The 12,778-nt window shown below is 67.1% G+C and carries 12 protein-coding genes; 8 read left to right on the top strand and 4 right to left on the bottom strand.

The genetic code is table 11. From position 1 onward, the window contains the following. Positions 1-134 precede the first annotated feature (134 nt). From pyk to QTI04_RS19325, 5 genes are all read left to right on the top strand, one after another. Positions 135-1,583 (top strand): pyruvate kinase, encoded by a 1,449-nt coding sequence (pyk, locus tag QTI04_RS19345; protein WP_286600183.1) that lies wholly within the window; start codon positions 135-137, stop codon positions 1,581-1,583. Between the two features lie 199 nt (positions 1,584-1,782). Beyond that, positions 1,783-2,847 carry a class II fructose-bisphosphate aldolase gene (gene fba, locus QTI04_RS19340; RefSeq protein WP_286617089.1) on the top strand — a complete coding sequence of 355 codons (1,065 nt, stop codon included), beginning with the start codon at positions 1,783-1,785 and terminating at the stop codon, positions 2,845-2,847. Between the two features lie 111 nt (positions 2,848-2,958). Next, positions 2,959-3,864 (top strand): phosphoribosylaminoimidazolesuccinocarboxamide synthase, encoded by a 906-nt coding sequence (locus QTI04_RS19335; protein ID WP_286600180.1) that lies wholly within the window; start codon positions 2,959-2,961, stop codon positions 3,862-3,864. 117 nt (positions 3,865-3,981) lie between these two features. After that, entirely contained in the window at positions 3,982-4,647 is a 666-nt protein-coding gene (locus QTI04_RS19330; RefSeq protein WP_286617088.1) for a helix-turn-helix transcriptional regulator, read from the top strand. A 49-nt stretch (positions 4,648-4,696) separates the two neighbouring features. Beyond that, positions 4,697-5,350, top strand: coding sequence for a Crp/Fnr family transcriptional regulator (locus QTI04_RS19325; RefSeq protein ID WP_286600176.1), 654 nt, complete (start codon positions 4,697-4,699; stop codon positions 5,348-5,350). Between the two features lie 10 nt (positions 5,351-5,360). Here the strand turns inward: QTI04_RS19325 and QTI04_RS19320 are convergent, their stop codons facing one another. After that, a complete protein-coding gene (locus QTI04_RS19320; RefSeq protein WP_286617087.1) occupies positions 5,361-5,810 on the bottom strand; it encodes an META domain-containing protein in 450 nt (149 codons plus the stop codon). A 56-nt stretch (positions 5,811-5,866) separates the two neighbouring features. Continuing rightward, entirely contained in the window at positions 5,867-6,787 is a 921-nt protein-coding gene (locus QTI04_RS19315; RefSeq protein WP_286600173.1) for a tetratricopeptide repeat protein, read from the bottom strand. Positions 6,788-6,823: 36 nt separating this feature from the next. Between QTI04_RS19315 and purE the strand changes: the two genes are divergently transcribed. Genes purE through QTI04_RS19300 form a run of 3 tightly spaced genes read left to right on the top strand, consistent with a single transcriptional unit; the run spans position 6,824 to position 9,536 of the window. Beyond that, positions 6,824-7,366: a 5-(carboxyamino)imidazole ribonucleotide mutase gene (gene purE / locus QTI04_RS19310; RefSeq protein ID WP_286600172.1), complete on the top strand. Its 543-nt coding sequence runs from the start codon at positions 6,824-6,826 to the stop codon at positions 7,364-7,366. Then, entirely contained in the window at positions 7,363-8,529 is a 1,167-nt protein-coding gene (locus tag QTI04_RS19305; RefSeq protein WP_286617085.1) for a 5-(carboxyamino)imidazole ribonucleotide synthase, read from the top strand. Before purE ends, QTI04_RS19305 begins: the two co-directional genes overlap by 4 nt. Before the next feature lie 5 nt (positions 8,530-8,534). Continuing rightward, positions 8,535-9,536, top strand: coding sequence for an L-threonylcarbamoyladenylate synthase (locus QTI04_RS19300; RefSeq protein ID WP_286617083.1), 1,002 nt, complete (start codon positions 8,535-8,537; stop codon positions 9,534-9,536). 16 nt (positions 9,537-9,552) lie between these two features. Here the strand turns inward: QTI04_RS19300 and QTI04_RS19295 are convergent, their stop codons facing one another. Next, entirely contained in the window at positions 9,553-11,103 is a 1,551-nt protein-coding gene (locus tag QTI04_RS19295; RefSeq protein ID WP_286617081.1) for a S9 family peptidase, read from the bottom strand. 97 nt (positions 11,104-11,200) lie between these two features. Beyond that, positions 11,201-12,634: a D-alanyl-D-alanine carboxypeptidase/D-alanyl-D-alanine-endopeptidase gene (gene dacB / locus QTI04_RS19290; protein ID WP_286617079.1), complete on the bottom strand. Its 1,434-nt coding sequence runs from the start codon at positions 12,632-12,634 to the stop codon at positions 11,201-11,203. Positions 12,635-12,778: the final 144 nt, after the last annotated feature.

Raw genomic sequence — 12,778 nt, 5'->3', positions numbered from 1 at the left:
TACCCCCTGCCGGGGGCAACACCGGCGGACCGGCGGAGCCGGATCCGCGGTGTTTCCGGAAGGGGGCGCCGAAGAAATGGGTGGCGGGTGGCGGGCAAAGTGTATACAGTGTGGAATACAAACCGGAGACTTCAATGAGCACGCCACGCCTTCCCCGCCATGCCACCAAGATCGTCGCCACGCTCGGACCCGCGTCGAGTACGCCCGAGTTGGTGGAGCAGCTGATTCAGCACAAGGTCAGCGTGGTGCGGCTCAACTTCAGCCACGGCACGGCGCAGGACCACATCGATCGGGCCTTGATGGTGCGCGAGGCCGCGCGCCGCAGCGGCCGCGAGGTGGCGATCATGGCCGACCTGCAGGGTCCGAAGATCCGCGTCGGCAAGTTCGCCGAGGGCAAGGTCCGCCTGGAGGCGGGCGCGAAATTCGTGCTCGACGCGTCGCGCACCGAACCGGGCGACATCGATGCGGTCGGCCTGGACTACAAGGATCTCCCGCGTGACGTGAAGCCCGGCGACAGCCTGCTGCTGAACGACGGGTTGATCGTGCTCACGGTCGATGCCGTGAAGGGCGATGCCGTGCACACCACCGTCCGCCTTGGCGGCGATCTCTCCAACAACAAGGGCATCAACAAGCAGGGCGGCGGCCTCACGGCTCCGGCGCTGACGGCCAAGGACATGGAGGACATCAAGACCGCGATGAGCTTCCAGGCCGACTATGTGGCGGTGAGCTTCCCGAAGAACGCGACCGACATGGAAATGGCGCGTCAGCTCTGCAATGTGGCTGCCGCGGAATTCGGCCACAAGCCCGGGATGATCGCCAAGATCGAGCGCGCCGAGGCGATTCCCAAGCTGGAGGAAATCCTGCGCGCGAGCGACGGCATCATGGTCGCGCGCGGCGATCTGGCCGTCGAGGTCGGCAATGCCGCCGTGCCAGCGCTGCAGAAGAAGATGATCCGCATGGCCCGCGAGATGGACAAGGTCGTCATCACCGCCACGCAGATGATGGAATCGATGATTACCAATCCTGTGCCCACTCGCGCTGAGGTCAGCGACGTGGCCAACGCGGTGCTCGACGGCACGGATGCCGTGATGCTCTCGGCCGAGACCGCCTCGGGTCGCTATCCGCTGGAGACCGTGCAGGAAATGAGCCGCATCTGCGAAGCCGCCGAAGCCGCCGAGGATTTGCAGCTCGACGCCGATTTCACCGGCCAGAAGTACAGCCGCATCGACCAGTCGATCGCGATGGGCGCGCTGTTCACGGCCCATCATCTCGGCGCCAAGGCGATCGTCGCGCTGACGGAATCGGGCTCTACGCCGCTGTGGATGAGCCGCCACCGGGCGCACATTCCCATGTATGCGCTGACTTCGCGCCTCTCGACGCAGCGCAAGATGGCGCTCTACCGCAACGTCCGCCCGCTGCTGATGGATTCGGAAAGCGATCGCGACACGGCGCTGGAGCAGGCGGAGGCCCACCTGAAGAAGCGCGGGATCGTACAGAAGGGCGATGTCTACGCCATCACCTGCGGCGAGCCGATGGGCGCGCCGGGCGGCACGAACATGCTCAAGATCTGCAGAGTCACTTGACTCGCCCCCAGGCTCGCCCACTTCGTGTGGCCGCCTACCCCCTGCCGGGGGCAACACCGGCGGCCCGGCCGAGCCGGTTCCGCGGTGTTTCCCGAATCGGGAGCGGTCTCTGAGGCCATGGGGTGATGTCCGCGGGGGTGGTTAGTAGAATCGTTGGAGTTTTTCCCGATTCATCCCCAGATTTTCGCGAGGTATTTCCATGGCTCTCGTCTCGATGCGCGAACTGCTCGACCACGCCGCCGCCAATGGCTACGGCATTCCGGCGTTCAACGTCAACAACCTCGAACAGGTGCAAGCCGTGATGGAGGCCGCCAAGGAAGTCGGCGCGCCGGTCATCCTGCAAGCCAGCGCCGGGGCCCGCAAGTACGCGGGCGAAGCCTTTATCAAGCACCTGATCCAGGCCGCGATCGAGGCCTACCCGACGATCCCGCTGGTGATGCACCAGGACCACGGCCAGAGTCCGGACGTGTGCAAGGGCGCCATCGACCTCGGCTTCAGCTCCGTGATGATGGACGGCTCGCTCGAGGCCGACGGCAAGACCATCGCCAGCTACGACTACAACGTCGACGTGACCAAGAAGGTCGCCGACATGGCGCACAAGTACGGTGTGACTGTCGAAGGCGAGTTGGGCTGCCTCGGTTCGCTGGAGACCATGAAGGGCGACAAGGAAGACGGCCACGGCACCGATGCCACGATGACGCGCGAGCAACTCCTGACCGACCCCGAGCAGGCCGCCGACTTCGTCAAGCGCACGCAGATCGACGCGCTGGCCATCGCCATCGGCACCAGCCATGGCGCCTACAAGTTCACCCGCAAGCCCACCGGCGACATCCTGGCGATCGACCGCATCAAGGAAATCCACCGCCGCATTCCCAACACCCACCTGGTGATGCACGGCTCGTCGAGCGTGCCGCAGGAACTGCTGGCGATCATTCGCCAGTACGGCGGCAACATGAAGGAAACCTACGGCGTGCCGGTCGAGGAAATCCAGGAAGCCATCAAGCACGGCGTGCGCAAGATCAACATCGACACCGACATTCGCCTGGCAATGACCGGCGCGGTGCGCAAGTTCCTGGCCGAGAATCCCGAGAAGTTCGATGCCCGCGAATGGCTCAAGCCGGCGCGCGAAGCCGCCAGGCTGATCTGCAAGCAGCGTTTCATCGAGTTCGGCTGCGAAGGCCAGGGCCCGAAGATCAAGGGCGACAACCTGCAAGTGGTCGCCGCCAAGTACGCCAAGGGCGAACTGATCCAAGAAGTCGTCTGACCCCTTCGATCCGACGATCCGACGCAGAAGCCACCTTCGCGGTGGCTTTTTTCTGAGTGTTGCCGCGCGCACAATCTCCGACGTCCACCGCACCGCTCCACAGCCATCCCAATGACCACCGTCCACACCTCCTCCATCCAGAGCCTTCCGCTGCTCGCGCGCGGCAAGGTGCGCGACAACTATGCCGTCGGCGACGACCGCATCCTGATGGTCGCGAGCGACCGCCTTTCCGCTTTCGACGTGATCATGGGTGAGCCCATTCCGGGCAAGGGCGTGATCCTCACGCAGATGGCGCTGTGGTGGTTCGACCGGCTTGGCCACCTGTGCCCCAATCACCTGACCGGCGATGCGCCGGAAAGCGTGGTGAAGCCGGAGGAGGTGCCGCAGGTCAGGGACCGCTCGATGCTTGTCAAGCGACTCAAGCCCATTCCCGTGGAAGCAGTCGTTCGCGGCTATCTCGCAGGCAGCGGCTGGAAGGAATATCAGGAAAACCGCGCCGTCTGCGGCGTGCCCCTGCCGGAGGGCCTCACCAACGCGAGCAAGCTGCCGCTGCCGATCTTCACCCCCGCCGCCAAGGCGGAGGCGGGCGCGCACGACGAGAACATCAGCTACGACAAGGTGGTGGAAATCGTCGGCCCCAAGCTTGCGCAGCAGATCCGCGAGACCAGCATTGCGATCTACGAGGCGGCCGCCGAGATCGCGCTCGGCAAGGGGATGATCATCGCCGACACCAAGTTCGAGTTCGGCCTGGATGAGGCGGGCACGCTGGTGCTGATGGACGAGGTGCTCACCCCCGACAGCTCGCGCTACTGGCCCGTCGAGGGCTACGAGGCCGCCCTCGCGGCCGGCACCAACCCGCCGAGCTACGACAAGCAGTTCGTGCGCGACTGGCTCGAAGCCACGAAGATCAACGGCAAGCCCTGGGACAAGACCCCGCCCGCGCCGCGCCTGCCGGCTGAAGTGATCGAGAAGACGGCCGCCAAGTACCGCGAAGCGCTGCAACGGCTGACGGGTTGAGTCAAGCCCACTCGGGGGGGTGATGTGAATAAATCACAAAGTCGCCGGCAATAGTCACCGCACGCAAAGGCGGCCGTCTTTCAAACTGAGCGCATCCCTACAAATGAGGAGAGCGCCATGGAAACGACAGCCGACCTTCAGATCCGTTACGTTTCGGATTGGAGTCCCGTCACGGCGAGCCCACCCGACGCGTTGCAGGCCGGCATGCTGGCCCGAGTCCTAGACGAAATCGACCACGGACTGCTGCTGATCGACCTGACCGGCCGCATCCTGCACGCCAACTACCCAGCCCGCCGCGAATTGACGACAGGCCACATGCTGCGCAACGGGGACGGCATGCTCTGCGCCAGCAACCCCGCAGCCCAGTCACAGGTTCGCCAGGCGCTCAAGGACGCGGAGCGCGACTGCCGCGGCATCGTCGAACTCGAGCACGACGGCGACACGCTGTCGCTGGCCTTCATCCCGCTCGCTGCCGTGCATGGCGCCTCGACCATCGACACCGTGCTCGTCATGTGCAGCCGCCGCCCTGGCTGCGAGATGCTTACGATGCAGATGTTCGCGCGCGCCCGGCACCTGACACGGGCCGAGCAGAACGTGCTGGCCCGGCTGTGCGCCGGCCACGGGGCCGAAGAGATCGCCTGCCTGGAAGGCATTCGGATGTCCACAGTGCGTACTCACATCAAGAACGTGCGCCAGAAGACGGGCAGTAGCAGCATCCGCGAGGTCGTCCACCGCGTGTCGCGCATGCCGCAGATCGTGTCCGCCTTGCGGATGGTCGAGTAGCGACTTACCCCAAGCGCGTGCGGTCTGGGCGCGCGCTTATATTCAGTGGATGGCTCCTCACGCATCCATTGGCGACCTCCCGGAAGTCGTGCTGCCGCCACCGTTGCAGAAGCTGGCGGAGCACGGCGTTCAGCGGCGCTACCGGACGCACGCCATGCTGATCGAGGAGGGCGACACCGGCGGCTCCGTCTACATCGTGCTGTCCGGCCGGCTGCGGGCTTTTCTTGCCGATGCGCGAGGCCGCGAAGTCACGCTGGCCTTGCACGGACCCGGCGAGTACGTCGGGGAGATGTCGCTGGACGGCGGCCCGCGATCCGCGAGCGTGCAGGCGGTCGAACCGACGGTTTGCGCCGTGGTCACGCGCGAAACTGTGCTGCAGCACATCGGGGCGGATCGGGAGTTCACGCTGGCGCTGATCGTGCGGCTGATCCGCCGCGCGCGTCTGGCGACGGAAAGCGCACGCAGCATGGCTTTGCTGGACGTCTATGGCCGCCTGAAGCTGCTGCTCGAGGAGCGCGCCAAGCTGCAGCCCGACGGAACGCGCTGCATCGAGGAGCGCTTGACGCATCAGGCCATCGCGAGCGAGATCGGGTGTTCGCGCGAGATGGTCAGTCGATTGTTGAAAGACTTGGCCGTCGGTGGCTACATCGAAGTGAGCCAGGGGCGGATGAAGGTCAAGGGGCCGCTGCCGAGCCGCTGGTAGGGCGGCGCCTTCAGCGTGTCGAGGCGCTGCTCAGCGTCGCCACCGTCCGCCCGCTCCCATCGAGCAGCGACAGACGCGAAGGCCCCTGCATCCGATAGCTCGCCGTGGCCTGCAAGGCTGCGAAGAACTGCGTTTCGCTGGCGCTGCGTGCCGGATCGGCGCACGCCATCCGCGTCGAGGCCAACTGGCTCATCTTGAGCGCGCTACCGCTGCGCTCGAAAGTCCCCGTCACGCGATTGCAACCGCCCGAGCCGCTCAGGCGGTTGTTGCGCCGGTCGAACTGGAGCTGCGCATCGCGCTGGGGATCGCCGCTGGGCGTGACCGTTTCCCCGCCAAGCTGTTCGAGGCGCCAGACCGGGCCTTCGATTGCTTCGTCGAGGCTGATGCCGCTACCGCATCCGGCCACCACTCCGGCGGCAAGCAGGACTACGGCGAAAAAGGCAGCGGGGCGAAAACGCATGGTCTGTCTTCCTTCTGCAACAGATTGTTCACCCCGGCATCGTATGCGAGGTCGCCCTAGCTCAGGACCACGCTGCTCAAACGGCGCCTGTAGCTGGCCACCGTCGGATCGTCGGGCGGGATCTGGCCATCGGCCACCTTGACCTTCGGCGGCTCGATGATGTCGAGGATGGCGATGTAGGTCTTGCGCGCCAGGTCCTCGTTCCAGCTCTTGTCGCGCATCAGGATGTCGAGCAGTTCGTCCATTGCGTCCGTCCAGTGCTGGGCGCTCATGAGCAGGCGGGCGCGGTCGAAGCGGGCATCGAAGTCGCGCTTGTTGGCCGCGATCCGTGACTCCAGATCGGCCAGCGCGGGTGCGGCACCCGTCGCCGGCATCGCGAAATCGATCGCGTCCATCCAGCGCTGCAGTGAGTCGAAGCGGCGCACGATCGTGGTCTTGGCGATCACCGGAGCGAAGGCCACCTTGGCATCGTCGATGCGGCCTTCCTGCAGCAGCAGTTTGATGTAGTCGAAGCGCGCATCGTCGTTGGCCGGGTCGGTGGCGACCGCATGCTGGAGCTTTTCGAGCGCGCCCACGGTGTCGCCCTCGGCCAGCGCTGCCTGCGCGGACTCTTCCTGTTCCAGTGCCTCGGTCTCGTCGGCGCCTGGCACGTGCTTGTCGAGGAAGGTGCGGATCTGGTCGGCGGGAATCGCGCCGACGAAGCCGTCGACCGGCTGCCCTTCCTTGAACATCACGCAAAACGGGATGCTGCGCACGCCGAACATCTGGCTCAGCTGCTGCGAAATCTGGGGCACCTTGTCGGCGTCGAGCTTGGCGAGCGTGAAGCGGCCGGCGTATTCGACTTCGAGCTTTTCGAGCACCGGGCCGAGCTGCTTGCACGGGCCGCACCACTCGGCCCAGATGTCGAGCAGCACCGGTGTGGTCATCGAGCCGTCGATGAGCTCGGTCTGGAAATTTTCGAGGGTGATGTCGATCATCGCTGGATGTGGGGGGTGAAACGTAAAATTCGAACCATGAAGCAAGCAATTCAGGTCGGTGTGGTGATGGGCTCGAACTCCGATTGGGAGACGATGCGCAACGCCGTCGAGATTCTCCAGCAATTCGGCATCGCCCACGAAGCCCGGGTCGTATCGGCGCATCGGATGCCCGACGAATTGTTCGCCTACGCCGAAAGCGCCGCCCCGCGCGGGCTGGCGGCGATCATCGCAGGCGCCGGCGGGGCCGCCCACCTGCCCGGCATGCTGGCGGCCAAGACCACGGTGCCGGTGCTCGGCGTGCCGGTCGCGAGCCGGCATCTCCAGGGGGTGGATTCGCTCTACAGCATCGTGCAGATGCCCAAGGGCGTGCCGGTCGCCACCTTCGCCATCGGCAACGCGGGCGCGGCCAATGCGGCCCTGTTCGCGGTCGCGATGCTGGCGGTGGGCAACCCGACGCTGCGCGCGCAGCTCGACGCCTTCCGCGAAAAGCAGACCCAGGCCGCCCAGTCCATGACACTACCGCCGGTCGAGTCCGCGGAGGTATCACCGTTTTCGCCGCAGGGTGGGGGCGCACTGTGAGCACCATTCCGCCGGGCGCCACGCTGGGCGTGATCGGCGGCGGCCAGCTGGGCCGCATGTTCGTGCACTCGGCCCAGCGCATGGGTTATTTCACCGCCGTGCTCGACCCCGATGCCGACAGCCCTGCGGGGCGAGTGAGCCATCACCACATCCACACCGACTACACCGACGTGGACGGCCTGGCGCGGCTCGCGGGGCTGGCCGACGCCATCACGACCGAGTTCGAGAACGTTCCGGCCCCTTCGCTCGAACATCTCGCCATCGCGCGGCCGGTGGCCCCCGGCGCCGATGCGGTGGCGATCGCGCAGAACCGCATCCGCGAGAAGGGCCATTTCGTTCGCTGCGGCGTCGATTGCGCTCCCTACGCCGTCATCGAGACTGCCGACCACCTGGCGGCCGTTCAGCCGAACCTGCTCCCCGGGATCCTCAAGACCGCCCGGCTCGGCTATGACGGCAAGGGCCAGCGCCGCGTGGCGACGCAGGCCGAGCTGGCCGCGGCCTGGGCCGATGCCGGTGGCGTCCCGTGCGTGCTCGAGAAACTGCTCCCGCTCGATTTCGAGTGCTCGGTGATCGTCGCGCGGGGCGTGGACGGGCACATGGTGCATTTCCCGGTGCAGCGCAATCTGCATCGTGACGGCATCCTCGCCGTGACCGAAGTCCATCCGCAGAACATGCCCGAATCGACCGCGCGCCGTGCCGTGGCGGCGGCCCGTTCAATCGCGGAAGGCCTCCGCTACGTCGGCGTGCTGTGCGTCGAATTCTTCGTGTTGTCCGATGGCTCGCTGGTCGTCAACGAGATGGCGCCGCGTCCGCACAACAGCGGCCACTGGTCGATGGACGCCTCGGACGTCTCGCAGTTCGAGTTGCAGGTGCGCACGCTCGCGGGCCTGCCGCTGAATCCGCCGCGCCAGCACAGCGTCGCGATCATGCTCAACCTGCTCGGCGACCTGTGGTTCATCGACAGCGACGTGCAGGAAGAGCCGCGCTGGGCCGACGTGCTCGCCCTGCCTGGCACGCACTTGCACCTGTACGGCAAGACCGAGGCGCGTCGCGGCCGCAAGATGGGGCACCTGAATATCACCGGGGACGGTATCGAAGCGGTTCGCAGCACGGCGGACTTTGCCGCGGCGTTGCTGGGCCTGCCCATCCCCTTGTCGGAGTGAGCGGAATGATCCGCGACGGTCGTACGCCCGAAGCCATCGACGAGGCCGCCCGGATCCTGGGCGATGGTGGGCTGGTCGCCTTTCCGACCGAAACCGTCTACGGCCTGGGCGCGGATGCGGGCAGCGACGCCGCCGTCGCGAGGATCTTTGCGGCCAAGGGCCGGCCGAGCGACCATCCGCTGATCGTGCATGTGCCGGCCGGCGCGACCGGCACCGAGGCCTTGGCCCGATTCGCCCAGCCACTTCCCGAGTTCGCGCAAAAGCTGGTGCGCGCCTTCTGGCCCGGACCCCTCACCTTGATCGTGGCGCGCCAGCCCGGCGTCGGCGCTGCCGCCGCGGGCGGGCAGGACACCATCGGCCTGCGCTGCCCATCGCATCCCGTGGCGCAGGCGCTGCTCGCGGCTTGCGCCCGGCAGGGCGTGTACGGCGTCGCAGGGCCGAGCGCCAACCGCTTCGGGCGCGTGAGCCCGACAACGGCGCTGCACGTGCAGGAGGAATTCGGCGACGAACTCCTGGTGATCGACGGCGGTCCGTGCGAGGTCGGCATCGAGTCGACCATCGTGGATTGCAGCCGGGGCGCACCCGTGCTGCTGCGCCCCGGCGCCATCACGCGCGGGCAGATCGAGTCGGCGTGCGGCGAAGCGCTGCGCGACAAGGAAGACCTCGCCACGCCCGATCCGCGCGCCTCCGGAACGCTCGAAGCGCACTACGCGCCCAGCGCCAAGGTGCGCCTCATGGATGCCAAGGCGCTGCAGACAGGGCTCGACGTGCTCGGCGCGAATGCAGCGCACATCGCCGTGTGGTCGCGTACCGCGCTCAAGAGCCGGTCGCAGCGCGTGCTGCAGCGGCGCATGCCGGACGATGCGGCAGCCACCGCGCAACAGCTCTTCGCGGTGCTGCGCGCCTTCGACACCGAAGGCGTCAAGCTGATCTGGGTGGAGACGCCCCCATCCGGGCCCGAATGGGAAGGCGTCCGGGACCGACTGCAGCGCGCAGCCGCGGCCTGAATCCCACAGTTCCGCTTCAGAGTCCTGAAGCGAGCACGCCCTGGAAGAAGCCCCGGGCCGACGCCAGGCAGAACGGCATCACCAGCGTGCCGTGGTACGCCAGCGCGACGGCCTGCGCCTGGTCCGCGGGCGTGCCGGGCGTATTCGCGACGACGCTGGCCCTGGCGGCGGCGAAACCGGCCCGCGCGGACGAGAAGGCATCGGTCGTGGCGCCGTCTTCGAGGTCCACCACCGTCAACGCCGCAGCCGGCACGCCGCGGGCGCGGAAGTAGCCGGCGGTCGCGCGGGTACTCAGGAAGTTCACGGTCGGGTCGTTGGCGCCGCCGCACATCAACATGGGCCGGGTCGGCAGCCAGTTGCGCAGGTCGTTCGCCACCGCTGCCTTGCGGAAGCCGAGCAACGGCTGACAGTTGAGCGGCGCCGTGGTGCCCAGCGATGCCACCGTCGCCGGCAGGGCATTGCCGGCGCAGGGATTGGCCAGGATGTCGTTGGCGGCCTGTGTCAGGTAGCTTTGCCTGACCAGGTTGTTGGGGCCGTAGAAGAACGAGAACGCAGGGCTGATCGGTCCCGGCACGGCGTTGGCCGGAAAGAGCGCGAGGGGCGGCAGCTTTCCAGTCTGGAACAGGGTGTTGATCGGCGTCAGGCTGGGTAGCAGGGTGTCGATGCCCGGCGCGTATTGCGCTTCGTAGATGTCGCTGGTGGCTGTGTAGACGTTGCCGAACTGCTTCTGCCAGCTGGTCGAAAGCAAGGGGGTGAAGATCGTGGAGGCCAGCGCCGGCCAGCCGCTGAAGCTGTAATCCGTCAGCAGGGCGATGGCTGAGGGCGCGGACAGGGGTGCCGAGGCCGTCACCGTTTTTCCGGTCGTCTGCATCTCGCGGTGCGCCGCCATCGCCACGTAGCCGCCCTGCGAATAGCCCGTGATGAACAAGGCACCCGAGTCGGACGCGCTGATCACCGAGAAGGTCTTGCGGGCCGCGGCCAGCGCGTCGACCATGTCTTTGCCCTGCTGGTCGCCGTTGAGATAGGGGTGGTAGGGAAGCGTCGACTTGTCATAGCCCGCGTAGTTGGGCGCCACCACGATGTAGCCCTGTGCGGCGAACATGGCCGCGACAATCAGGCCCTCGCCAGCGGCGGGCTGGTTGGCCTCGGTCCATTTGGCGAGGTTGTAGTCTCGCGCCGGGGTGGTGCCGTGGGCGTACAGAACCGTCGGGCGCTGACCGTTGCAGACGGCGTCGCTGCCGGTGGGCACCATGATGGCGGCCGTGGCATTGGTTTCCTCGCCTTGGCCGCCGACGGTGCGGTACTCCAGATAGCGGATGTCGACTCCGCACTTGGCGGCCCCCGTCACCTGCTGTATTTGCGTTCCCTGGGGCGTGGAGGCGAGCAGCGCCGTGAAATCGTTGAGCGACAGTTGCTTGGTTCGCTCGGGCGGAAACGTCACGACCGAGCCGCGTCCCGAATCGACCGCGGACGGCACGTTGAACACGAAGTTGTTGTGGTCGCCGCCTCCACAGCCGGAGAGGAGGAGCGCGATGCCCGAGAGGGCGAGTGCGGGCAGTCGGGTCATGGACTTGTCTCCTGCTGTGATTTGCATCGGATTCGCGCTCGATTCTGGGCAGGGGTGGCAAGCCGCGCAAGCGGTGTTCGCCTACACGTGGCGGCGGTCAGTTGTCCTGCGCTGCCCAGTCGACCAGCGCGTCGAAGGCCGGCCGCGCCGCGACGGCGTTGGCGTGATTCGCGATGGCGATGACCACATAGCGCCGGCCGCTCGCGGCATGCACGTAGCCGGCCACGCCCGCAGCGTCGCGCAAGGTGCCGGTCTTGAGGTGGGCCGCGCCGCCCGAGCGCAGGCCGCGCTTGCGCAGCGTGCCGTCGACACCCGAAGCCGGCAGCGACGACACCAGCTCGGGCATCACCGGCGAGCGCCACGCCACCTGCAGCATCTTCGCAAGCGCGGCCGCGCTGATGCGCTCCTCGCGCGAGAGGCCCGATCCGTTGTCGAACACCGGCTGCCCTTCGCCGGTGCCGATGCGGTCGTTCCACCATTGGCGTATGGTCGAGCGCGCGCCGTCGAGCGTTCCGCGCCTCTTCTGCTGCAAGCCCAGCGTGAGGAAGAGTTGCTGCGCCATCACGTTGTTGCTGTATTTGTTGATGTCGCGGATCACCTCGGCCAGCGGCGGCGAGGGCAGTTCGAAGGCCGGCTTGAGTTCCGCAGGCACGCGGCCTTCGCGCACCACGCCCTGGATGCGGCCGCCCATCTCGATCCAGAGCCCGCCGACCGCGCGCGCCGCGTAGCTGCGAGGATCGGCGTAGGCCACGGGCCAGACCTTCTCGCCGCAGGCGGCCGGGAAGCTGCCCGCGAAGCCGAGGCGTGCCGGATCGGCGAAGTCGGCGGCCAGCGTCGTGCGCCAGTCGTTGCACTCCCCGGCCGAGAGTGGCACCGTAGTTTGCGCGGTCACGCCGGCCAGTGCCGGCTCGAAGCTCACTTGCGCCGTCTGCGTCGCGCGGTTGGGCACGAAGGTCATGACGACCGACTTGAAATTGATCAGCAGCGCGTCGGGCGCGGCGTTGTAAGGGCGCAGGCCCTCGCCGTCGAAGGCGGACGGGTCGGTGTCCGCGACTTCGAACGCGCTGCGGTCCAGCACGATGTCGCCATTGATGCTCTGGATGCCCAGGCCCTGCACACGGCGTAGCAGGAGCCACAGCCGTTCCAGCACGAGCTTCGGGTCGCCCTGGCCCCTGATATAGAGATTGCCTTCGAGCACTCCGTTGCGCACTGGTCCGTCGACGTACACCGGTGTCGTCCACGTAAACGCCGGACCCAGCAGATCGAGCGCCGCATAGGTCGTGACCAGCTTCATGATCGACGCCGGATTGACCTGCGTCTGGGTGCGCCAGGCGAGCCGGGGCGGGCGGATGCCCTCGGCGTCGACCACCAGCATCGTCACGGCATCGCGCGGCACCTTCGCGCGGACCAGCGCGGCATCGACTTCGTTGGGAAGCGCTTGCGCCCCAACGTGAAACGGCGCCAGTGAGAGCGCGAAAACAACCGGAAGCACGCGACAGAAGCGCCGCAAGACAAGAGGCAAGCAAGACATCCCCGCGATTATCCGACGCGCCCATACCAGAAACACCGCGGAACCGGCTTTGCCGGGCCGCTGGTGTTGCCCCCGGCAGGGGGTGGGCGGCCACACGAAGTGGGCTAGCCTGGGGGGAGCGATGGCCACCGCGCCGATAATCCC

Origin of the sequence: Variovorax sp. J22R115, assembly GCF_030317005.1 — a bacterium.
Classification (GTDB): Bacteria; Pseudomonadota; Gammaproteobacteria; order Burkholderiales; family Burkholderiaceae_C; genus Variovorax.
This window is presented reverse-complemented; position numbering and strand designations above follow the sequence as displayed.